Annotated in this window: 19 protein-coding genes; 5 read left to right on the forward strand and 14 right to left on the reverse strand. The window is 69.2% G+C overall.

What is annotated here, in order from left to right; all coding sequences use genetic code 11:
• Positions 1 to 137 precede the first annotated feature (137 nt).
• The 6 genes from AB0435_RS21875 to AB0435_RS21900 all read right to left on the reverse strand — a co-directional run bounded on the left by AB0435_RS21875 (position 138) and on the right by AB0435_RS21900 (position 5,998).
• A complete protein-coding gene (locus tag AB0435_RS21875) occupies positions 138 to 1,433 on the reverse strand; it encodes a sugar ABC transporter permease (RefSeq protein ID WP_366005262.1) in 1,296 nt (431 codons plus the stop codon).
• A complete protein-coding gene (locus AB0435_RS21880) occupies positions 1,430 to 2,242 on the reverse strand; it encodes an ATP-binding cassette domain-containing protein (protein WP_366005263.1) in 813 nt (270 codons plus the stop codon). The genes AB0435_RS21875 and AB0435_RS21880 overlap by 4 nt, the downstream gene beginning before the upstream one ends.
• Positions 2,243 to 2,276: 34 nt before the next feature.
• Complete coding sequence (locus AB0435_RS21885; protein WP_366005264.1) at positions 2,277 to 3,380, reverse strand: substrate-binding domain-containing protein; 1,104 nt, start codon at positions 3,378 to 3,380, stop codon at positions 2,277 to 2,279.
• A gap of 176 nt (positions 3,381 to 3,556) precedes the next feature.
• Positions 3,557 to 4,756: an ROK family transcriptional regulator gene (locus AB0435_RS21890; protein WP_366005265.1), complete on the reverse strand. Its 1,200-nt coding sequence runs from the start codon at positions 4,754 to 4,756 to the stop codon at positions 3,557 to 3,559.
• Positions 4,757 to 4,895: 139 nt separating this feature from the next.
• On the reverse strand, positions 4,896 to 5,153 hold the full coding sequence (locus AB0435_RS21895; protein WP_366005266.1) for a DUF397 domain-containing protein: 258 nt from the start codon (positions 5,151 to 5,153) through the stop codon (positions 4,896 to 4,898).
• Positions 5,150 to 5,998: a helix-turn-helix transcriptional regulator gene (locus AB0435_RS21900; RefSeq protein WP_366005267.1), complete on the reverse strand. Its 849-nt coding sequence runs from the start codon at positions 5,996 to 5,998 to the stop codon at positions 5,150 to 5,152. The genes AB0435_RS21895 and AB0435_RS21900 overlap by 4 nt, the downstream gene beginning before the upstream one ends.
• Before the next feature lie 146 nt (positions 5,999 to 6,144).
• Here AB0435_RS21900 and AB0435_RS21905 point away from each other — a divergent pair, with 146 nt between their 5' ends.
• The gene (locus AB0435_RS21905; RefSeq protein ID WP_366005268.1) at positions 6,145 to 6,546 is read left to right on the forward strand and encodes an ATP-binding protein; all 402 of its coding nucleotides are present in this window, start codon (positions 6,145 to 6,147) and stop codon (positions 6,544 to 6,546) included.
• Positions 6,547 to 6,585: 39 nt separating this feature from the next.
• Here the strand turns inward: AB0435_RS21905 and AB0435_RS21910 are convergent, their stop codons facing one another.
• From AB0435_RS21910 to ngcE, 3 genes are read right to left on the reverse strand one after another with little or no spacing between them, the layout of a single operon-like run.
• Positions 6,586 to 7,506, reverse strand: a complete 921-nt coding sequence (locus AB0435_RS21910) for a carbohydrate ABC transporter permease (protein ID WP_366005269.1) — start codon at positions 7,504 to 7,506, stop codon at positions 6,586 to 6,588.
• 11 nt (positions 7,507 to 7,517) lie between these two features.
• Entirely contained in the window at positions 7,518 to 8,441 is a 924-nt protein-coding gene (locus AB0435_RS21915; RefSeq protein ID WP_366005270.1) for a sugar ABC transporter permease, read from the reverse strand.
• Between the two features lie 37 nt (positions 8,442 to 8,478).
• The gene (gene ngcE / locus AB0435_RS21920) at positions 8,479 to 9,921 is read right to left on the reverse strand and encodes an N-acetylglucosamine/diacetylchitobiose ABC transporter substrate-binding protein (protein ID WP_366005271.1); all 1,443 of its coding nucleotides are present in this window, start codon (positions 9,919 to 9,921) and stop codon (positions 8,479 to 8,481) included.
• A 546-nt stretch (positions 9,922 to 10,467) separates the two neighbouring features.
• On the opposite strand from ngcE, the gene AB0435_RS21925 reads away from it, so the two are divergent.
• Entirely contained in the window at positions 10,468 to 14,313 is a 3,846-nt protein-coding gene (locus tag AB0435_RS21925) for a GH92 family glycosyl hydrolase (RefSeq protein WP_366427760.1), read from the forward strand.
• A gap of 91 nt (positions 14,314 to 14,404) precedes the next feature.
• Complete coding sequence (locus AB0435_RS21930; RefSeq protein ID WP_366005272.1) at positions 14,405 to 15,439, forward strand: VCBS repeat-containing protein; 1,035 nt, start codon at positions 14,405 to 14,407, stop codon at positions 15,437 to 15,439.
• Positions 15,440 to 15,504: 65 nt separating this feature from the next.
• Here AB0435_RS21930 and AB0435_RS21935 read toward each other — a convergent pair whose 3' ends face one another.
• From AB0435_RS21935 to AB0435_RS21955, 5 genes are all read right to left on the reverse strand, one after another.
• Complete coding sequence (locus AB0435_RS21935; RefSeq protein ID WP_366005273.1) at positions 15,505 to 16,749, reverse strand: hypothetical protein; 1,245 nt, start codon at positions 16,747 to 16,749, stop codon at positions 15,505 to 15,507.
• Positions 16,750 to 16,856: 107 nt separating this feature from the next.
• On the reverse strand, positions 16,857 to 17,186 hold the full coding sequence (locus AB0435_RS21940) for a hypothetical protein (protein ID WP_366427749.1): 330 nt from the start codon (positions 17,184 to 17,186) through the stop codon (positions 16,857 to 16,859).
• A 32-nt stretch (positions 17,187 to 17,218) separates the two neighbouring features.
• A complete protein-coding gene (locus AB0435_RS21945) occupies positions 17,219 to 17,488 on the reverse strand; it encodes a hypothetical protein (RefSeq protein WP_361526097.1) in 270 nt (89 codons plus the stop codon).
• A 203-nt stretch (positions 17,489 to 17,691) separates the two neighbouring features.
• Positions 17,692 to 20,406 (reverse strand): aconitate hydratase AcnA, encoded by a 2,715-nt coding sequence (acnA, locus tag AB0435_RS21950; RefSeq protein ID WP_366005275.1) that lies wholly within the window; start codon positions 20,404 to 20,406, stop codon positions 17,692 to 17,694.
• A gap of 210 nt (positions 20,407 to 20,616) precedes the next feature.
• Positions 20,617 to 20,790 (reverse strand): hypothetical protein, encoded by a 174-nt coding sequence (locus AB0435_RS21955; RefSeq protein WP_366005276.1) that lies wholly within the window; start codon positions 20,788 to 20,790, stop codon positions 20,617 to 20,619.
• Between the two features lie 321 nt (positions 20,791 to 21,111).
• Here AB0435_RS21955 and AB0435_RS21960 point away from each other — a divergent pair, with 321 nt between their 5' ends.
• Positions 21,112 to 22,641, forward strand: coding sequence for a UDP-N-acetylglucosamine 1-carboxyvinyltransferase (locus tag AB0435_RS21960; protein WP_366005277.1), 1,530 nt, complete (start codon positions 21,112 to 21,114; stop codon positions 22,639 to 22,641).
• A gap of 62 nt (positions 22,642 to 22,703) precedes the next feature.
• Complete coding sequence (locus tag AB0435_RS21965) at positions 22,704 to 22,877, forward strand: Rmf/CrpP fold protein (protein ID WP_366005278.1); 174 nt, start codon at positions 22,704 to 22,706, stop codon at positions 22,875 to 22,877.
• The last annotated feature ends 2 nt before the right edge of the window (positions 22,878 to 22,879 follow it).

The raw sequence follows: 22,879 nt of genomic DNA on the forward strand, positions 1-22,879 counted from the left end.
CCTACCAAACCCGGCATCCTACAACACCCGCCGGACGGGCTGATGTCAGCCCGTCCGGCGCTTGAGGACACCGCCGCGCAGCGGTGGTGAGGACGAAGCAACCCGCACCCGACCACAGGACCCGCCGGGCGCGAGCGCTACGCGCGCCCCGCGCTCCGCTGCGTGCGGCGCGACAGCGAGTCGATGACCACGGCCGCCAGCAGCACCGCGCCCGTGATCATGTACTGGACCGCCGACGCGATCCCCAGCAGGGCCATGCCCGAGGCGATGGACTGGATGACGAGGACGCCCAGCAGCGCGGACCACGTCTTGCCCCTGCCGCCGAAGAGGCTCGTACCGCCGATGACGGCCGCCGCGATGGCGTTCATCAGCAGGCTGCCCGACCCGGAGGACTGGTTCGCGGCGTTGATCTGCGAGGCCAGGAACATCCCGCCGAGCGCCGCCATCGTCCCGGAGAGCGCGAACACCGAGATCCGGACCGCCGGGACGTTGATGCCCGCCCGGCGGGCCGCCTCGACGCTGCCGCCGAGCGCGAACACCTTGCGCCCGTACGGCGTGCGGCGCAGCACGAAGTCGAGGGCGACCACGACGCCGAGGAAGATCACCACGGCCAGCGGCAGGCCCTTGTACTGATTGAACAGCCAGGCCACCACATAAGCCGGGACCGCCAGCGCCGCGGTGCGCAGGGCGATCTCGCTGAGCGGCCGGCTGGGGACGCCCGCGGCCTCACGGCGCCTGCTGTCGCGGAACGACAGCAGGAAGAACGCGGCCACGGCCAGGGTCGCCAGGCCGTAGGCCGCGGAGATGTCGGTGAAGTAGTGGTTGGTGAGGTCGGCGACCAGCCCCGTGTCGTCGAGGTTGATGGTGCCGTCGGAGCCGAGCACCTGGAGCATCAGGCCGTTCCAGCCCAGCAGACCGGCCAGGGTCACGACGAACGCGGGCACGCCGATCCGGGCGAAGAAGAAGCCGTGCAGCGCGCCGATCAGCGCGCCCGAGAGGAGCGCCAGCACGAAGGCGAGCCACTCCGGCATGCCGTGATGGACGTTGAGCACGGCGAAGACGGCGGCCGCCAGGCCGCTCACGGAGCCCACGGACAGATCGATCTCGCCGAGGATGAGGACGAAGACGATGCCGACCGCGATCAGGCCCGTGCCGGCGGCGGTGACGAAGAGGTTGGAGAGGTTCTCCGCGCCCAGGAAGGCCGGGTCGCGCAGCTGGAAGATGACGGCGATCATGATCAGGCCGACGACCACGGGGAGCGAGCCCAGCTCCCCGCTGCTCAGCTTGCGGCCGAATTCGCTCCAGTACCCGGCGAAACCCTGCTGCCGGACCAGGAGCCGGGGGTCGACGGGGACGACGGTGCCTTCGGCGGGTTCCTGGCCGTTGCCGTCGGGGACCTCGCCGTTGTGGGACTCGGACAGATTCGTGCTCACGGGTTCCCCTCCGCACTCTCGCTGTCGCCCTCGCCCCGCCGACGGGCCACACGGCGGGTGACAGCGTTGTCGGTGGCACCGGTGATGGCGGAGACGATCTCTTCCTGAGAGGTGGCGCGCACCTCGAAGGTGCCGTTGTTGCGGCCGAGCCTGAGCACGGCGACGCGGTCGGCCACGGCCCGCACGTCCGCCATGTTGTGGCTGACGAGGATCACCCCGAGGCCGCGTTCCCGCAGCCGTTCGACCAGGTCGAGGACCTGCGCGGTCTGCTCGACGCCCAGCGCCGCAGTGGGCTCGTCGAGGATGACGACCTTGGGCTCGCCGAGCAGCGAGCGGGCGATGGCGACGGTCTGCCGCTGCCCGCCCGAGAGCGAGGCCACGGGGATGCGGACACTGGGGATCCGGATGGACAGGGTGGCGAGCAGCTCACGGGAGCGGCGCTCCATCTCGACCTCGTCGAGCACCCCGGCGCGGACGATCTCCCGGCCGAGGAAGAGGTTGCCGACGACATCGAGGTTGTCGCACAGCGCGAGGTCCTGGTAGACGGTCGCGATGCCCAGCTCCTGGGCGATGTGCGGCCGGTCGACGGTGACCTTCCGGCCCTCCCACTCGATCACCCCGTCGTCGGCGGGGCCGACTCCGGCGATGGTCTTGACCAGGGTGGACTTACCGGCGCCGTTGTCGCCGACCAGGGCGACCACCTCGCCGGGACAGATCTCCAGCTCCACGTCGGTGAGCGCCTGGACGGCACCGAACCGCTTGGAGATCCCGCGCAACGCCAGCACGGGCGCAGCGGACACGTTCATCATCTCCTTCACCGCCCGAAGGCGGCACGCTGGGGGCTCACTTCAGTCCTGCCTTGTCGCACTGCGCCTTGTATTTCGCGGTGCAGATCTCGTCCAGGGTGAAGAAGCCCTCCTTGCCGACGTACTGGGCGATGTCGGACTTGGTGAGGGCGAAGGGGGTGACGATGATGGAGGGGATCTTCTTCTCGGAGCCGCTGTCCACCGTGGACTTGGCGATGCCGTCGGTCTTCCCGCCCTGTGCGAGGGCGACGGCCAGCTCGGCGGCGGCGTCGGCCTCGGGCTTGTAGGGCTTGTAGACGCTCATGAACTGTTCGTCCGCGAGGATGCGCTGGACCGCGGAGAGCTCGGCGTCCTGGCCGGTGACCGGCGGCAGCTTGGTGAAGCCGGCGCTCTTGAGGGCCGTGATGATGCCGCCCGCCATGCCGTCGTTGGCGGAGTAGACACCCACGATCTTGTCCTTGCCGAGCGAGGAGATGGCGCCCTTCATGTTCTCGTTGGCGTTCTCCGGCTTCCACTCCTTGGTGTCGTACTCCCTGCCGATGGTGACCTTCCCGTCGAGCACGGAGTGGGCGCCGTCCTTGTACATCTTGGCGTTGGGGTCGGTGACGGAGCCGTTCATCATGACGATGTCGCCCTTGGCGGCGTTGTCGCCGAGTTCCTTCAGCAGGGATTCGCCCTGGATCTTTCCGACGCGTTCGTTGTCGACGGAGGTGTACGCCTTGACGGGCCCCTCTGCCAGCCGGTCGTAGGCGACGACGGGAATTCCCTTGCCGTTCGCTTTCTTCACCGAGCTCGCTATCGACTTCGCGTCGACCGCGTCCACGATCAGCGCGTCGACCTTTTTGGTGATCATTGTGTCGACCTGCTGCTGCTGAACCGACGCGTCCTGTTTGGCGTTCTCGTAGAGGACCGTCGTCCGGGTGCCCGCGAGTTCCTTGATCTTCTTCTCGATCAGCGGTTTGTCGAATCGCTCATAACGGGCGGTCTGGTTTTCCGGCAGAAGGAGGCCGATGGTCAGCGCGCCCTTCTTTTCCTTCTTGTCCCCGCCACCGGCTTGTTTGGCACTGCCACAGGCCGCAAGCCCAGCTGCCATCGAGACGGCCGCCACGACCACGGCAGCGCGCCGCACATGCGTGTTCACTTGCAGATACCTCCCTGACGAGGCCGCGTCATCGCGGCCGAGGTGGCTGGAAGTCAACTCGGCCCCCAAGGGGGCGTCAAGAAGTAAATCCTTAACGAGATGGCAACGATGCCATTCGTTATCTGCGTGAACTCAAGATACGACCGTGGCGTGCTGTCGGAAAACGCTGACGGCCGTCAGGAGGGCAGGGGAGCGCCCGCGGGACGGGAATCGTCCAGCAGCGTGGAATCGCCCATTTCACTCAGGACGAGCGCCAGCGCGCCCAGCACCTCGGCCCGGCCGCCCAGCGCTCCGGGGAGTACCTCCAACTGCCGCGCGGCGCTGGGAATGGCGTACCGCGAGACGGATTCCCGGATCGGGCCGAGCACCAGCTCGCCGGAGTCCGCGAGATCGCCGCCGAGCACCACACGGCTGGGATTGAGGAGGTTGCAGAGATTGGCCACGCCGCTGCCGATGTGCCGGCCGACGTCGCCGATCACCCGGCGGCAGCCGGGGTCGCCCTCGCGCGCGAGCTCCACCATGCGGGCGACGGTCAGGTCGGTGCCGTGGGCCGAATGGAGCAGGGGCAGTACGTAGCGGGCCGCGGTGAAGGTCTCCAGGCAGCCGCGGTTGCCGCACCGGCAGACCGGCCCTGCCTCGTCGAGCGTGATGTGCCCGATCTCCCCCGCGGTGCCGCCCGGGCCCCGGTAGATCTGTCCGTTGATCACCAGGCCGGCGCCCACGCCGCTGGCGACCTTGATGTACGCGAGGTCGGCCGCGCCCCGGCCCGCGCCCCAGACCAGCTCGCCCAGCGCGCCGAGGTTGGCATCGTTGTCGACGTGGACGGGGACGCCGATGCGGGCGGCGAGGTCGTCGCGGGGGTTGGTGCCCGCCCAGCCCGGCAGGATCGCGGTCGAGCCCAGCGTCCCGGAGGCGACGTCGATCGGTCCTGGCACGCCCAGGCCCACTCCGAGGATCTTGGCGGGGTTGATGCCCGCCTCCTCGATCAACCGCTTGACCAGGTGCTCGGCCCGGTCCAGGCCCTGCGCCGCGGAGGCGTCCACGTCCAGCGGCTCGGCGTCCTCGGCCAGCACGCGGTGCGCGAGGTTGCCGACGGCCACCCGCAGGTGGGTGTGCCCGAAGTCGACGCCCACGACGATCCCGGCGTCACCGGACAGGGAGACGCTGCGGGCGCGGCGGCCGCCGGAGGAGGTGGGGGTGACCTCGACGGTGCCGCCGTCCTTGAGCTCCCGCACGATGTTGGAGACCGTGGCCGCCGAAAGGCCCGTGGCGCGGGCGATCTCCGCCTGGGTGAGCGAGCCCGCCATGCGTACGGCCCGCACGACCCGCTCCAGGTTGGCCCGGTGCAGCGACGACTGCGACCCCGGAGTCTCCACGATTGTTCACTCCCGCCTCGCCGGGCACGGCACGACCGCCGCCCCGAGGCCGGGCCACAGCACTGGAGCCCAGCCATCCGTACAACATATGAACTCTAAGCTGAGCTGTCCGGGGTAACCCCCGTCAAGGCCCTGAACCCTATCGAGCTCCCGTGCCCGGTGGGCGGGCGGGCCGGGGGCCGTCCAGGACGCCGGATCTCACCGCGCGCAGCAGGGCCGCCCAGGCGTCGGGCGCGGGTGTCAGCACCGTGCGCGGCCGGTCGCTCTCGCGGAACCGCAGCCGCCCGCCGGAGCCGGGCGCGGCCTCCAGGCACTCCTGGCCGCCGCCGCTGCCGGAGAAGCGGGACCGCTGCCATCCGCCCGGGGCGCCGGGGGCCCCGGGGCGCGGGGCGGTCACGCCCGTACCGCCAGCTTCTTGATCGTCACGAGCGAGGCGTCCGGGGTGAGCGCGAGGGAGCGCAGGGAGTCGAAGAGCGCGCGGTAGCGCCGGACATCCTCCTCCCGGTCCAGATAGGCGGCCCCGGCGAGGCTGTCCGTCATGACGACGTCCATGCCGGACGCGAGCAGTCCGTAGACGACGAACGGCCCGTCCAGTCCGCCGTGCACCCCCGCGTCGAACGGCAGCACCTGGATCCGCGCCCGCCCGCGCTCCACAAGGCCGACGAGGTGCCCCAGCTGGCCGCGCATCACCTCCGGCCCGCCCACCCCGCAGCGCAGCGCCGCCTCGTAGACCACCGCGGTGAGCTCGGGGGCGTCCGGCTTGTCGAGCACGGCCTGCCGGGTGGTCCGGGCCGCCACGCACCGCTCGGCCGCGGCGTCGTCGTAACCGTGCCGGCCGCCCTTGAACAGCGCGCGCATATAGCCGGGGGTCTGGAGGAGGCCGGGCACGAGCACGGTCTGCCAGACCTGGACGGACACCGCCTTGGACTCCAGGTGCGCGAGATCGGCGATGCCGGGAAAGGCGCTCACGTACGTGTTCCACCAGCCCTGGCGGCGCCCCTCGCGGGCGAGGTCCACGAGCGAGTCGACCAGCGCCTGATCGGTCACCCCATATGCCTTCAGCAGGCCGCGTAGCTCGAATGGGCGAATCCCGTTGGTGCCGGTCTCGATGCGGCTGATCTTGGCCTGTCCGCACTCCAGCGCCTCGGCGGCATCTTCACCTGACATACCCGCCGCTTCACGGAGCTTACGCAGCTCCGCACCGAGGCGCTTCTGTCGGATAGTTGGGGGCTTCTGCGGCATGACAATCCTCCCTTCCTTTGGGCAGAGAGTCTGCCTGCACACACCCCGTGAGCACAGTCACTCACAGGGACGAAAGCCCACCGAATTTATGCACTCGCGGTCGATCCCATCCCACTCTTGATTCCACCCCCCGAACGGAGCCCACAATGTGCGAGGACCCCCAACTGACCACCGCGGACTGGTGGTACACACTCCGGATCCCTGCCCAGCCCTGGATGATCAGCGTCGTGCGCAGCTCCCTGCGGCTCGCGCTGCAACGCCACGGCCGCCTCGATCTCGCCGATACCGCCTGTCTGTTGGTCACGGAGCTGGTCACCAATGGCGTGGTGCACACCAAATCCCCGGTGACCGTGGACCTCAGCTGCCGCGCCGGCCTCCTGCGGGTCGACGTGCACGACACCAGCCCCGAGGTCCCGGCCCGCGTCACCGCGGGCTGGGACGACGAGTCGGGCCGCGGGCTCACCCTCATCGACAGCTGCGCGAGATCCTGGGGCGTCCGCCCGGCCGCGCAGGGGCCCGGCAAGGCGGTCTGGTTCACGCTCCGCTGACCATTCGGCCGGGCAGCGGCGCGTCCGCGCCCCCGGCGGCTATTTCAGCGCGCCCGCCGTCAGGCCCGCCTGCACCTGCCGCTGGAAGAGGAAATAGACGACCAGGACCGGCAGCATGGCGATCACCATGCCGGCCATCAGACCGCCCCAGTCCCCGTCGTAGCCCTGCTGAAGGGCGATCTGGGCGAGGCCCTGCGTCAGGACGTAGTGGTGCTCGTTCTGGTTGAGGACCATGGGCAGGAGGTACTGGTTCCACTGGCCCAGGAAATTGAAGATGCCGATGCTGATCAGACCCGGCTTGGCCATCGGGAGCATGACCTGGAAGAACGTCCGGGTGTGCGAAGCCCCGTCGATCATGGCGGCCTCGGCGACCGAGGTCGGCAGCGTACGGAAGAAGGCCGTCATGAAGAAGACCGTGAACGGCAGCGAGAAGGCGATGTAGACCAGGATCAGCCCGGGATATGTCGCCAGCAGGGACACACCGGGGAAGTCCCGCAGCACGAAGAACAGCGGGATGACCAGCATGAAGACCGGGAAGGACATCCCGGCCACGAAGAGGTAGTAGATGAAGCGGTTGCCGGGGAAGGAGAAGCGGGCCAGCACATAGCCCGCCATTGACCCGAGCACCATCGTGCCGACGACCGAACACCCCACGACGATGATGGTGTTGGCGAAATACCGGCCGATGTTGGCCCGCTCCCAGGCGTGCGCCCAGTTCTCGAAGTGGAACGAGCGCGGCAGCGACCACGGCGAGCTGAGGATGTCGCCGCTGCTCTTGAAGGAACTCCACAGCACCCAGATCAGCGGCAGGCCCACCATGACCGCCCAGAGGACGAGAATGCCGTGCGAGAAGACATTCAGCACCGCGCCCTCGGGGCGGCGGCGCTCGGCGTCCCGCCCGCCCCGCCGTTCCGCCTCGGCCGCTTCCTTCGCGGGTACCGCGCCTGCTTCCGTCGTCATTCGTCGTACCCCTAGAACTCGATCCGCTCACGACGCGCGAAGCGCATGGTGAGCACGGCGAACAGCAGAGTCACGATGAGCATGGCGATGCCCATGGCCGACGCGTAGCCGAATTGGCTGTCACGGAAAGCGGTTTGATAGAGCCGCAGCGGGACGACGTCCGTCGCACCGTCCGGGCCGCCCATGTTCACCGACATGATCTGCACCAGCGCGAAGGCGTCCATCGCGATGATGCCCATATAGACCCAGCCGGTCTGCACGGTGTCCCACAGCAGCGGCAGGGTGATCCGGAAGAACGTGTGGGCGCGGCCGGCGCCGTCCAGCAGCGCCGCTTCGTAGATGTCCCGGGGGATGGAGGCCATGGCGGCCGAGAAGAGGACGACGTAGAAACCGACGTTCGCCCAGACCATCACCAGCATGATGCAGGCCAGCGCGATGCTCTTCTCCCCCAGCCAGGCGCTCTGCAAGGAGTCCAGACCCACGGCCCCCAGCAGGGAGTTGAGCATGCCGTCCGAGGGGTCGGGGTTGTAGATGTTGAACCAGATCACCGAAATGATGGTGATGGAGATGACCTGGGGGAAGAAGAAGACGAATTTGTAGAACTTCGAGCCCCGCACCCCGGTGACCACCGCGCCCCGCCGGGCCCTGCCGCCGACATTGAGCATGAAGGCGAAGAACAGGCCGAGCGCCAGCGTCACGATGGGCACGAGCACCAGCATGATGACGTTGTGCTTGAGCGCGTTCCAGAATTCGTCGCTGTGCACGAGCTTGTCGTAGTTGTCGAACCCGATGTATTTCGCCGCGCCCTTGAGGCCGCTCCAGTCGGTCATCGCGATCTGGAACGCCTGGACGAACGGCGAGATCACAAAGATCGCGTAGACCGCCAGCGGCAGGGCCAGGAACCCCGCGATGAACCGGTACTTGCCGTGCTGCATGCTGCCTCCCGGCCCTTGTCCCGAGCCGCCGGACCCGTCAGGCCGACCGGTGGAACTTGGTGACGGAGCTGTCCTTGGCGGTCTCGTCCGCGTACTGCTGCGTCTTCTTGATCCACTCGGCGGCCTTGAGGTCACCGGTGAGCAGCTGGCTGGTCAGGCCGCCCATCTTCTCGTCCGTCAGCTTGGGGTACCACTCCTGCAACTGGATCATCAGCAGGTTCTGGTTGCCGCCCGCGTCCTTGACGGCCTGCGCCGCCGAGGCCAGGCCCGGGGAGAGCGAAGCGCCCTCGGCGCCCTGCATGTTGCTCGTCAGGGAATGGACCTTCTGCGCGAAGTTCTGCGCGTGCTTCTTGGAGAGCATGATGCGCAGCAATTCCATGCCGCCCGTGGGATTCTTGCCGCCCTTGGCGACGATGAAGGGCTCGCTGGGCTCGGCGCGCACCGTGCCGTGCGGCATCTTGTCGCCGGAGCCGCCGTCGAAGAGCGGGCCGACGGCCATGCCGAAGTCCTTGGGGGTGGTCGGGGTCGCCTCGTTCTCCACCCAGGAGCCGTTGGGGATGAAGACGGCCTTGCCCTTGGTCCAGGAGGTCTGGGCCTGGATATGGGTCAGGCCCTGGCTGCCCGACAGGAAATACCCCTTGGCGGCGAGCTCCTCGTAGTGCCCGATGACCTGCTTGACCGCGTCGTTGGACGTCCAGGCGTTGGGCTCCAGGTTGTCGATCGCGATCCACTTGTCCAGACCGCCGATCTTGGCGATCTGCGGGAAGACGTTGAAGTGGACGTAGTAGGGATACTTGCCCGGGTAGGTCCAGGGCGCGATGCCCGTCTTCTTGATCTCCTCGCAGAGCTTGATCATGTCGTCGAGGGACTTCGGATAGGTCCAGCCCTTGTCCGACAGCAGCTTCTGCGAATACCAGGTGCCATAGACGGTGAAGGCGTAATAGAGGACGTCGAAGGCGTCCTTGTGCTTGCCCTTCTCGATGGCGCTCGGATAGAGGATGTCCCGGACCTTCTTCTTGGGATCGTCCGGCGAGGCCGCGTCGAGCAGCGGGGTGAGGTCGAGCAACTGCCCTTGCGAGGAGAGCTTGTTCATGTCCAGGTGGTCGGCACCGGAGTTGTCGATGACGTCCGGCGGATTGCCACCGGCGAAGCGGGGCTGGAGCTTGGGGCCGATCTGCTGCGTGCCGGTGTGCTTGACCTCGGCTCCGTACGTGGCCTTGTAATCCGCCTCGGCGTCCTTGGCGTACTGATCGCCCAGGCCGCCCTTGAAGATGAACGCGTCGAGCGGGGCACCGTTCTTGACGCCGAGCGGATTCTTCTCCGACTTCTTCCCCTGGTCGCCCTTGTCACTGCTCTTGTCGTCGCTGCCACCGCCGGTGGCGCACGCGGTGAGCACACTCATCGACGGCACCGCGATCAGACCGAGTGCCGCGGTCCGCTTGACCAGATCTCTCCGGCTGAATTCCGATGTGGATCCCATGCTCAAGTCCTCGCCTTCTCCAGGACTCAGGCGGTGTGACGGTCTTTCCCTCGCGCACGTGCGAACCGGCCAAGGACGAAGGTCCCGACACCGCAGGTCAGTTGAAGCTTGGTGTGCTGGGTGTGCTGGGTGTGCGCCGGGATCGGTACCGCTCCCACGGCGCTCCCGTCCGCCGCTCTCCCCCGGATCCGCCGCGGCGGCCTGCGGCCGCCCCGGACGCCGACAGGTATAGTCCACTTCGCATCAACTGGGCAAGATCGAAAGCGGCTTTGACCGTCAGTCTTTCCCGAGTTGAGACCTCCTCAACCCACGCCGCCCCCGCGACGACACCAACATCCGGACCCTTGACACCACTGGCGTCTCACGCCCTACTTATTTCTGCGCGACTCGGTTGACAACGTTGTCGGTTTCGTGGAGAGGCAAGGGATGCGGCAGAGTCAGCGACAGGGGTTCCGCCACCGATGGCGTACACTCACCCGCCCCCTGGCCCTCCTCGCCGCCGCCCTCGTGGTGACGGCCACTCAGACCCCGCACGGGGCCGCGGCCATGGCCTCGGCGGCCGCCGCGCGGGACGCGGCCGCCTCCCAGCGCTTCAGCTCCTCCTTCGAGCCGGGCGAGCCGCAGCCCGATTGGCGCAACGCCGTGGAGACCGGGCCGGACGGGCGGCGGCGGGCGGCCGGGATAGACGGCAGCGACGCCGCGGGGATCCCCGGGAACATCACCGACAAGGTGACCGCCGTCCGGGCGAGCGGGGAGAACGCCGGGGCCGGGGAGGTCAAGGAGAACCTGATCGACGGCGAGCCCACGACCAAGTGGCTCACCTTCGACCGGACGCCCTGGCTCGAATTCGAGCTGTCCGAGCCGGTCACCGCCGTACGCTACGCGCTGACCTCCGCCAACGACGCCCCCGGCCGGGACCCCAGGGACTGGCAGCTGCAGGGCTCCGACGACGGGCACAGCTGGACGGTGCTGGACGACCGCAAGGACGTCCTCTTCGAAAAGCGCCTCCAGACCAAGGAGTTCTCCTTCACCAACCGCACCGCCTACCGGCAGTACCGGCTGGACATAACCCGCAACGCCGGGGACGGCATCACCCAGCTGGCCGAGCTCCAGCTGGCGACCGCGGACACCGGCGGCCCGCCGCCCCCGGACATGCGCAGCTACGTCGACAGCGGGCCCACCGGCTCGCCGACGGCCAAACCGCGCGCCGGCTTCACCGGGACCCACGCCCTGCGCTACGGAGGCAGACACCAGGCCACCGGCCACGCGTACGCCTACAACAAGATCTTCGCCGTGAAGGTCGCGGTCACCCCCGAGACCCTGCTCTCCTACAAGATCTTCCCCTCGATGCCGGAGCCCGACTCGCGCTATCCGGCCACCCACGCCGCGATCGACCTCGCCTTCACCGACGGCACCTATCTCAGCGAGCTGGGCGCGGTCGACCAGGACGGCGCGCGCCTCACGCCGCAGGGCCAGGCCGAGTCCAAGACCCTCTACGTCAACCAGTGGAACGCCAAGGAGTCGCGGATCGGCGCGGTCGCCGCGGGCAGGACCGTCGCCCGGGTGCTCATCGCCTACGACTCGCCGGTCGGCCCGGCGAGATTCCGCGGCTGGGTGGACGACATCTCGCTCGCCCCCGCGCCCGCGGAGAAGCCCGCGGCGCACCTGGCGGACTACGCCCTCACCACGCGCGGCACGCATTCCAGCTCGACCTTCTCCCGCGGCAACACCTTCCCCGCCACCGCCGTCCCCCATGGCTTCAACTTCTGGACCCCCGTCACCAACGCCGGCTCGACGGACTGGCTCTACCAGTACGCAGCCGCCGACAACGCCGACAACCTCCCCACCATCCAGGCGTTCAGCGCCAGTCACGAACCGAGCCCCTGGATGGGCGACCGGCAGACCTTCCAGGTGATGCCGTCGGCCGCCACCGGCACCCCGGACGCCGGGCGGACGGCCCGCGCGCTCCCCTTCCACCACTCCCACGAGATCGCGAAGCCGCACTACTACGGCGTCACCTTCGACAACGGGCTGAAGTCCGAGATCGTCCCCAGCGACCACGCGGCCCTGATGCGTTTCACCTTTCCGGGTGAGAACGCCAGCGTCATCCTTGACAACGTCCGGGACCAGGGAGGGCTGACGCTCGACCCCGACCACGGCGTGATCACCGGCTACTCCGACGTGCGCAGCGGGCTCTCCACCGGCGCCGGACGGCTCTTCGTCTACGGCGTCTTCGACGCGCCCGTCACCGCGAGCGGCAAGCTCGGCGGCCCTCCCGAACTCCCCTCCAGCGCGATCAGCTCGGCCGACCCGGACGGCACGCGCCACGCGGACACCGAGGGCACCCGGGGTGACGGTGTCACCGGCTACCTGCGCTTCAAGCCGGGCCAGGACCACACGGTGACGCTGCGCATCGCGACCTCCCTCATCGGCGTCGACCAGGCGAAGGCCAATCTCGACCAGGAGATCCCGGCCGGCACCTCCTTCGCCGAGGTGCACGACCGCGCCCGCGCCGCGTGGGACGACGTCCTGGGCCGGATCGAGGTCAAGGGCGCGAGCCGGGACCAGCTGACCACGCTCTACTCCAGCCTCTACCGCCTCTACCTCTATCCCAACTCGGGCTTCGAGAACACCGGCTCCGCCGCGCACCCCCACAGCCGCTACGCCAGCCCCTTCAGCCCGCCCGCCGGCGAGCCCACCCCGACCCGTACCGGCGCGAAGGTCGTCGACGGCGAGGTCTACGTCAACAACGGCTTCTGGGACACCTACCGCACCGCCTGGCCCGCGTACACCCTGCTGACCCCGAAGCGGGCGGGGAAGCTCATCGACGGCTTCGTCCAGCAGTACAAGGACGGCGGCTGGATCTCCCGCTGGTCCTCCCCCGGCTACGCCGACCTGATGACCGGCACCAGTTCGGACGTCGCCTTCGCCGACGCCTACGCCAAGGGCGTCGGCTTCGACGCCGAGGCGGCGTACGCGGCGGCGCTGAAGAACGCCACGGTGGCCCCGCCCAATCCCGGCGTGGGCCGCAAGGGCATGGAGACCTCCGCCTTCCTCGGCTACACGAGCACCACGACGCGCGAGGGCATGTCCTGGGCGATGGACGGCTACATCAACGACTTCGGCCTCGGGCAGATGGGCCGGGCCCTCTACGAGAAGACCCACAAGGCCCGTTACCGGGACGAGTCCCACTACTTCCTGAACCGCGCCCGGAACTACGTGAAGCTCTTCGACCCGGCCGTCGGCTTCTTCCAGGGCAAGGACCCCTCCGGCACCTGGCGGCTGACGCCCCGGCAGTACGACCCCCGCGTCTGGGGCTACGACTACACCGAGACCAACGGCTGGAACTTCGCGTTCACGGTTCCGCAGGACAGCAGGGGGCTGGCCAACCTCTACGGAGGCCGCGACGGCCTGGCGCGCAAGCTCGACGCCTTCTTCAGCACGCCCGAGACCGGGTCGCCCGAGTTCGCCGGTTCGTACGGCGGTGTCATCCACGAGATGACCGAGGCCCGGGACGTCCGGATGGGGATGTACGGCCACAGCAACCAGCCCTCGCACCACATCACCTACATGTACGACGCGGCGGGGCAGCCGTGGAAGACGCAGGCGAAGGTCCGCGAGGTGCTGTCCCGCCTCTACCTCGGCAGCGAGATCGGCCAGGGCTACCCGGGCGACGAGGACAACGGCGAGATGTCGGCGTGGTACGTCTTCAGCGCCCTCGGCTTCTATCCGCTGGTGATGGGCGGCGGGGAGTACGCCATCGGTTCGCCGCTGTTCACGCAGGCCACCGTGCACCTGGAGAACGGGCACGACCTGGTCGTGAAGGCGCCGGGCAACAGCGCCCGGAACGTCTACGTGCAGGGCCTGCGGGTGAACGGCAAGAAGTGGACCTCCACGGCGCTCCCCCACTCGGTGGTGGCGAACGGCGGGACGCTGGAGTTCACCATGGGCCCCCGGCCTTCGTCGTGGGGCAGCGGCCGGGACGCGGGGCCCACCTCGCTCACCCGGGGCGACGCGGTGGCGGAGCCGGAGGGCGACCTGACGGCGCCGGGCACCTCGGCGCTCACGGACAACACCTCGGCCACCGAGGCGACCTTCACCGTGGCCCCGCTGGAGGTGCCCTCCGGCTCGCGCGTGACCTCGTACACCCTCACGTCGGCCGACCGCACCAAGGCTCCGGGCGGCTGGGTGCTCAAGGGGTCGACGGACGGCGAGACCTGGACGGAGGTCGACCGGCGTACGGGCGAGTCCTTCGCCTGGGACCGGCAGACCCGGGTGTTCTCGGTGCACACACCGGGCTTCTTCCGGCACTACCGGCTGGAGACGGTGGCCGGTGAGGGCACACTCGCTGAGATCGAGCTGATCGGCCCGAGATCCCCACATGGTGATTGACAGGTAAAGAAAATGTGAAAGATCATGGAGTCTCTGCGGCGGGCCCGGACCGGGCCCGCCGTTCTTCACCTGAGACCTCCTGGAGACCCACGTGGCTCAACTCCCCGGCCGTACGCGGGCCGTGCGTCGCATCGCGACCGCGGCCATAGCCGCCGCCGTGCTCGGCACCACCGCCGGCACGGCGACGGCCGACGGCCCCTCGGCCGCCCCCGCCCCGGGCGCGGCCAAGTCGGCGGCGAAGCTCTCCGCCGACACCTCCGCCAAGCACCGCTCCGAGGCGCTGCGCGGCGAGGCGAAGTCCGGCGACTACCCCAAGTCGGGCGCCCAGGCCCCCAGATCCGCCGCCCCGCGCCTGGCCGCCCCGCGCGGCAAGGTCAAGGCCGACGGCCCGTCCCCCGAGGCCCCGTTCTTCCCGCTGAGCGCCGTCAACAACGAGGACCTCTACTTCTACTGGCCCGACGGCAAGGGCGGGATCACGCCCAAGGAGTTCGTCACCGGCAACTGGGGCAGGATCAACGCCGCGGCGCGGGTCGACAACGACCGCGACGGCCTGAGCGAGGCGCTCTACGTCCGGGACAACGACCAGAACATCATCTACGCCACCGCGAACAGCTCGAAGGTCGTCGCGGACGACTGGGGCCAGTATGACCAGTTCATCTCCCCGGGCAACCTCGGCGGCGCGGGCGAGTCCGACATCCTGGTCCGCGACCGCGAGGGCGTCCTGTGGCTCTACCTCGCCTATCCCGACGGCACCCTGACGGGCCGTAAGAAGGTCGGTCCGGGCTGGAACCAGTACACCGAGATCCAAGGCCGCGGCGACCTCACCGGTGACGGCAGGACCGACATCGTCGCCCGCGACAAGGACGGCGTGCTGTGGCTCTACAAGGGCACCGGCGACTACACCAAGCCGTTCGAGACCAAGCAGCGCATCGGCGGCGGCTGGAACCAGTTCAACAAGCTGGCGGCCACCGGTGACGTGGACCAGGACGGCAAGGCCGACCTGATCGCGCGCGACAACGACGGCACCCTGTGGCTCTACCGCGGCACGGGCAAGGCGTCCCAGCCGTTCGAGTACAAGGTCAAGATCGGCAACTCCGGCTGGAACCAGTACCGGATGCTGTTCTGATGGTGCGTCACTTCAGGTGAACTCCGCGCGGCCCGGATCCCGTGGCTCCGGGCCGCGCCCCGCCCTCACGCGGTGCGGCGCCTGAGGGCCAGGCGGCCCAGCGACCGCACGGGCCGCCCCAGGGCGAGCGCGAGCCCGGCGACGGGGAGGGTGAGCAGCACGATCTGGAGGCACGCCGAGACCGTGCCGAGGACCGGGAAGCCCGCCGTGCCGACCCGGGTCACCAGCAGGTCGGCCGTCCGCCAGTCCGACCTGAGCAGTTGGGGCAGGTTGACGAGCACCATGCCCAGCTGGAGGGCGAGGGCCGGCACCAGGAACATGACCCACACCGCGACGACGATCTGCGGCCACCGCTTGAGCGCCCGGAGCCGTTCGTCCTGGGGGCGGCGGAGTACGAAGCGCTTCAGGATGGGCGCGATGTATTTGAAGAGGTCGGGGATGCCGACCAGGTCCGCGACGATGTAATAGCCGTCGAAGCGCAGTGTGGGAAGAAGCTGCTGGATCATCTCCAGGTGGACGGAGAGGATCGCCACCAGGAGCAGCGGACTGCCGGCCGGCGCGTACAGCGCGAGCAGGCCGAGGACGAACAGCGCGTTGAAATACACGCCGCCCAGGTCGGCCCGGATCCGCCCGGCGCGCCCCAGCCGGTAGGAATCGGTGATGTCGGTGTAGAAGGCGGGCCACACCAGATAGATGCCGCATCCCATCGCCCCCGGCCGGGCGCCTCCGTAGCGGCAGGCCGCGCCGTGGCCCATTTCGTGGAACACGCAGGAGGCGATGGCCAGGAGGACGACGAGCAGCACGTCGGCCGGGGACGTCAGGACCGCCCGCAGTGCGGCTCCGGTGTCCTGGGTCATCCACAGCCACACCTCGCCGCCGGCGAACGTGCCGAGGGCGGCGAGCACCGGCACCGGGTGGAACAGCCAGGCGAACAGGCCGGAGAGGAACCACGTGGCGCGCCGCGGCAGTACCGCCAGCCGGAAGCGGAAGGCCAGGAAGGGGTCGCTCTTCCGGGTGGGCGGGGGTGGTGAGCCGTCGCTGTAGGTCGTCAGGCCGAGCGGGACGAGCTTCTTGTCGATGAGGAAGACGATGTGCTCCGCGGTGAAGCCCCGCCCCGTCTCCCGGCTGAGCCGCTCGGCCACGCGCTCCAGGGGCTGCCCGTCGAGCGCGCGGGCGAGTTGGTAGAGCAGCGGCGGCAGGCGCACGACCTGCCCGTCCGGGCGGCAGACCAGGTGGGGCGGCTCGCGGTATCCGGAATCCTCGAACTCGCCGACCAGTTCCGTGCCGGGCACCAGCGCGGGCAGTGACATGGGCGCTCTCCGTAGGGGGACAGAGTGCGGGGGAGGACCGGACGCGCCCGGTCCTCCCCCGTGTGTACGACGTGCGTACGACGTGCGTACGACGGGCCGCTAGGGGATCAGTAGCTGGCGACGGCCGCCGGGGTGCAGGTCACGTTGGAGGCGGGGTTCTCGGAGCCCAGGCCGAGCGAGCCGAACAGACCCGGGGTGCCCTGCCGGTCGATGGACTGGCAGGACGACAGCATCGTGGCGCCGTGGTGGCTCGGCTGCGGGGCGAAGACGCCGCCGCCCGTGGCCGCCGCGGAGCTGCTGCTGGAGGCGCCCGCTCCGGCGCCGCCGTCACCGTCGCCGAAGCCGAGTGGGGTGGCCATGATGCCCATGACCGTCCGTTCGGGCAGCACCTCGCCGGTGACGTTGTCGAGTTCCTCGAAGCTGATGGTGTTGTCCATTCCATTTCCCTTCCGCAAGTGCCTGAATCGGCTCAATGACTGGAGATGGCCGCGGGAATGCACGTCGTCGTATAGCCGGGGTCCCGGGAGGCGAGTCCCAGGAAGACGAGGAGCGGAGGACTTCCCGCGTTCTGCCGGTACTGGCAGGCGTAGGCGACCGTCGTGCCGTGGTCGGACTTCACCATGGCCGGATACACCGGCTGGTCGGATCCCGCCGACAGCACACTCGACAGCACGAGCCGCTGGGGGAGCTCCTCGCCCGAAAGGCACGCGAGCTCCCCGAAAGTGATGGCGGTTCCCATAGGTATTTCCCTCCCTGGGGAGCGATATCGTCCCGGCATCGACCCCCGCCGGAGACTAACCGGGAAGGGATTGGCCAACACTTTCCCAACCCCCTGATCACCCTTACGAGTTGGGATGCCTCACGAGGTTGCCGAAAACGCGGCGAGGGCCGCACCCCCGTACGAGACGGGGGTGCGGCCCTCAACCGGCCGTGCGGAACCGCTTACTTGCGGATCAGCGAGCGCAGCACGTACTGCATGATGCCGCCGTTGCGGTAGTAGTCGGCCTCACCGGGGGTGTCGATGCGGACGACCGCGTCGAACTCGACGCCGGTGTCGGTGGTGACCTTGACCGTGCGCGGGGTGGTGCCGTTGTTCAGCTCCTCCACGCCGGTGAAGGAGAAGGTCTCCTCGCCGGTCAGGCCGAGCGACTCGGCCGTGGCGCCCTCGGGGTACTGCAGGGGCAGGACGCCCATGCCGATGAGGTTCGAGCGGTGGATGCGCTCGTAGGACTCGGCGATGACGGCCTTGACGCCGAGCAGCGCGGTGCCCTTGGCGGCCCAGTCGCGGGACGAGCCGGAGCCGTACTCCTTGCCGGCCAGGACGACCAGCGGGATGCCCTGCTCGATGTAGTTGCGCGACGCGTCGTAGATGAACGACACCGGGGCGTCGCCCTTGGTGAAGTCGCGGGTGAAGCCGCCCTCGGTGCCCGGCGCGATCTGGTTGCGCAGGCGGATGTTGGCGAACGTGCCGCGGATCATGACCTCGTGGTTGCCGCGGCGCGAGCCGTAGCTGTTGAAGTCACGGCGCTCGACACCGTGCTCGGTGAGGTACTTGCCGGCCGGGGTGTCGGCCTTGATGGCACCGGCCGGGGAGATGTGGTCGGTGGTGACCGAGTCGCCGAGCTTGGCGAGGACGCGGGCGCCGGCGATGTCGGAGACCGGGGTGGTCTCCATCGTCATACCCTCGAAGTACGGGGGCTTGCGGACGTAGGTGGACTCGGTGTCCCACTCGAAGGTGTTGCCGGTCGGGATCGGCAGCGCCTGCCACTGGGCGTCGCCCGCGAAGACGTCCTGGTAGGACTTGTTGAACATGTCCTCGCCGATGGCGTTGGCCACGACGTCGTTGACCTCGGCCTCGGAGGGCCAGATGTCCTTGAGGAAGACCGGGTTGCCGTCCTGGTCGGTGCCCAGGGCGTCCTTGGTGATGTCCACCTTCATGGAGCCCGCGATGGCGTACGCGACGACCAGCGGCGGGGACGCCAGGTAGTTCATCTTGACGTCGGGGTTGATCCGGCCCTCGAAGTTGCGGTTGCCGGAGAGCACCGAGGTGACGGCCAGGTCGTGCTCGTTGACGGCCTTGGAGACCTCCTCCGGCAGCGGGCCGGAGTTGCCGATGCAGGTGGTGCAGCCGTAGCCGACGAGGTTGAAGCCGACCTTGTCGAGGTAGGGGGTCAGGCCCGCCTTGTCGAAGTAGTCGGTGACGACCTTGGAGCCCGGGGCGAGGGTGGTCTTGACCCACGGCTTGCGGGTCAGGCCCTTCTCGACCGCCTTCTTGGCCACGAGCGCGGCGGCGACCATGACGTAGGGGTTCGAGGTGTTGGTGCAGGAGGTGATCGCGGCGACGGTGACGGCGCCGTGGTCGATCTCGTAGGTGGTGCCGTCGGGAGCCGTGACCGTGGTCGGGCGGCTCGGGACGCCGTTGGTGGAGGCCGGGGCGTCGGAGGCCGGGAAGGACTCCTTGCCCGCCTCGTCGTCGTCCTCGACGTAGTTGCGGACGTCCAGCGCGAACTGCTGGGCGGCGTTGGCCAGGATGATGCGGTCCTGCGGGCGCTTCGGGCCGGCGATGGAGGGGACCACGGTGGAGAGGTCCAGCTCCAGCTTCTCGGAGAAGTCCGGCTCGGCGGCCGGGTCCAGCCACAGGCCCTGCTCCTTGGCGTACGCCTCGACCAGCGCGACCTGCTGCTCGGAGCGGCCGGTGAGCTTCAGGTACTTCAGCGTCTCGCCGTCGATCGGGAAGATCGCGGCGGTGGAGCCGAACTCCGGCGACATGTTGCCGATGGTGGCGCGGTTGGCCAGCGAGGTGGCGGCGACGCCCTCGCCGTAGAACTCGACGAACTTGCCGACGACACCGTGCTTGCGCAGCATCTCGGTGATGGTCAGCACCAGGTCGGTGGCGGTGGTGCCGGCCGGCAGCTCACCGGTCAGCTTGAAGCCGACGACACGCGGGATGAGCATGGAGACCGGCTGGCCGAGCATCGCGGCCTCGGCCTCGATGCCGCCGACGCCCCAGCCCAGCACGCCGAGGCCGTTGACCATGGTGGTGTGCGAGTCGGTGCCGACGAGGGTGTCGGGGTACGCCTGGCCGCCCCGGACCATGACCGTGCGGGCCAGGTGCTCGATGTTCACCTGGTGGACGATGCCGGTGCCCGGGGGGACGACCTTGAAGTCGTCGAAGGCGGTCTGGCCCCAGCGCAGGAACTGGTAGCGCTCCTTGTTGCGGCCGTACTCCAGCTCGACGTTCTGGCCGAAGGCGTCCTTCGTGCCGAACTTGTCGGCGATGACGGAGTGGTCGATGACCAGCTCGGCCGGGGACAGCGGGTTGACCTTCGCCGCGTCGCCGCCGAGCTCCTTGACGGCCTCACGCATGGTGGCGAGGTCCACGACGCAGGGCACGCCGGTGAAGTCCTGCATGATCACGCGGGCCGGCGTGAACTGGATCTCCTGGCTGGGCTGGGCCTGGGAGTCCCAGCCGCCGATCGCGCGGATGTGGTCGGCGGTGATGTTCGCGCCGTCCTCCGTGCGGAGCAGGTTCTCCAGCAGCACCTTCAGGCTGTAGGGAAGGCGCGCGGCGCCCTCGACCTTGTCCAGCCGGAAGATCTCGTACGACTCGTCGCCCACGCGCAGCGTGCTGCGGGCGTCGAAGCTGTTCGCCGACACGACAGTCTCCTTCATGCATGAATTCGCGTACTGCGGCAATCCTGCCGTCACGGGTTCGCGCCAATCCGCTAAGGTGTGCCTTAGTTAGGCATGCCTTACTGGCGCGACAGCGGTACGCCTCTCGGCAGATATCTCGATGTCGAGATAACTCTAGTACATCGCCGCCGCACGGTCATGTCCCGGCTGGCCCCGATACGCCCCGGCAGGCCGTCACCGGTCGTCGTCGGAGTCGTCCCGGCCGGCGCGCGAGCCCGCGTCGCCCTCCGGCCGGCCGCGCTGCGCCTCCTGCTGCCGCTGGCGCTCCTGACGCTCCTGCTCCTTGGCGCCGAGCGTCTCCTCCGTCATGTCGTCCACGTACCGCGGGTCGCGTTCCCTGTCGGTCATGCCGGCCCTCCTCTACGAGGTGGATCGGGCGGGCCGGGTGAGTCCGTCCCGCCCCGATCAGCGTGGCACGGGGGCCTCCGGGTGCGCATGTCGGGCGGTCCACGGCCGCGCCGGGCCGGCCACCCCGGCGCACGGAGGCGAACCCTCGCTCGCGACGACACGCGATGCGCCCGGCGGGTGGGAAAGGAGCGGCGGCGGTGTCTGGTCCTCCGTCACACGGGGAAAGCAATGACCGTCAGGAATACGACACAACACAGCAGGTCGGCGGCGGGCAGCGGCCCCCACAGGAAGAAATCTCATATCTGAGATACCGTCTGACTCATGACAGACGCCTACCTCGCCCGCATCGGCAAGCTCATCCGTGACGCGCGGCAGCACCGCGGCTGGACGCAGTCCCAGCTCGCAGACGCCCTCGGCACCAGCCAGAGCGCCGTCAATCGCATCGAGCGGGGAAATCAGAACATCAGCCTTGATATGATCGCCAGGATCGGCGAGGCGCTGGACAGCGAGATCGTCTCCCTCGGATACGCGGGACCCATGCACCTGAGGGTCGTCGGCGGCCGCCGTCTCTCCGGCGCCATCGACGTCAAGACCAGCAAGAACGCCTGTGTGGCACTGCTGTGCGCGACCCTCCTCAACGCGGGCCGCACGACACTGCGCCGGGTCGCCCGGATCGAGGAGGTCTACCGGATCCTGGAGGTCCTCGGCAGCATCGGCGTCCGGGCCCGCTGGATCAACGACGGCAACGACCTGGAGATCGTCCCGCCCACCGAGCTCGACCTCGCGGCGATGGACACCGAGGCCGCCCGCCGCACCCGCAGCGTGATCATGTTCCTCGGCCCGCTGCTGCACCGGATGGACCACTTCAAGATCCCGTACGCGGGCGGCTGCGACCTCGGCACCCGGACCGTGCAGCCGCACATGACGGCCCTGCGCCACTTCGGCCTCGAGGTCACCGCCACCGACGGCACCTACCACGCGCAGGTCGACCGTTCGGTCGCACCCACCCGGGCGATCGTGCTGACCGAGCGCGGCGACACCGTCACCGAGAACGCGCTCCTGGCGGCGGCCCGCCACGACGGCGTCACCGTCATCCGCAACGCCAGCTCCAACTACATGGTCCAGGACCTCTGCTTCTTCCTGGAGGAGCTCGGCGTCAAGGTCGAGGGCATCGGCACCACCACCCTCACCGTGCACGGCGTGGCCACCATCGACCGGGACGTCGACTACGCGCCCTCCGAGGACCCGGTGGAGGCCATGAGCCTGCTCGCCGCAGCCGTCGTCACCGAGTCCGAGCTGACGATCCGCCGCGTCCCCGTGGAGTTCATGGAGATCGAGCTCGCCGTCCTGGAGGAGATGGGCCTCGACCACGAGCGCAGCCCGGAGTACCCGGCGGACAACGGCCGTACGCGCCTGCTCGACCTGACCGTGCGCCCCTCCAAGCTGCGGGCGCCGATCGACAAGATCCACCCGATGCCGTTCCCCGGCCTCAACATCGACAACGTGCCGTTCTTCGCGGCCATCGCCGCCGCCGCGCAGGGACAGACCCTCATCCACGACTGGGTCTACGACAACCGCGCCATCTACCTCACCGACCTCAACCGCCTCGGCGCCGACGTCAAGCTCCTCGACCCCCACCGCGTGCTCGTCGAGGGACCGACCCGCTGGCGCTCCGCCGAGATGATGTGCCCGCCCGCGCTGCGCCCCGCCGTGGTCGTCCTGCTGGCGATGATGGCGGCCGAGGGCACCTCGGTGCTGCGCAACGTCTATGTGATCAACCGCGGCTACGAAGACCTCGCGGAGCGGCTCAACTCGATCGGCGCGCAGATCGAGATCTTCCGCGACATCTAGGACGGCCCCGGGCCGACGAACCGGAAAGGGACCGGAAAAGGACCGGAAAGGGAGGGGACCGCGTGGCGACACGTGCCGACTTGGTGGTGGCGCTCAAGGAGGGGCGGCTGGCCTTCGAGCTCGGGGAGGGGACCGGCGACTGCCCGTACGGGCCCGGGGACCCGCTGCGGGCCGCCTGGCTGCGCGGCTTCGCCGCGGCCCGCGAGGAGCGCGCGGCGGCGGAGGACGGGAGCTGACG

It is taken from the genome of Streptomyces sp. NPDC051173 (genome assembly GCF_040689515.1).
Lineage (GTDB): Bacteria > Actinomycetota > Actinomycetes > Streptomycetales > Streptomycetaceae > Streptomyces.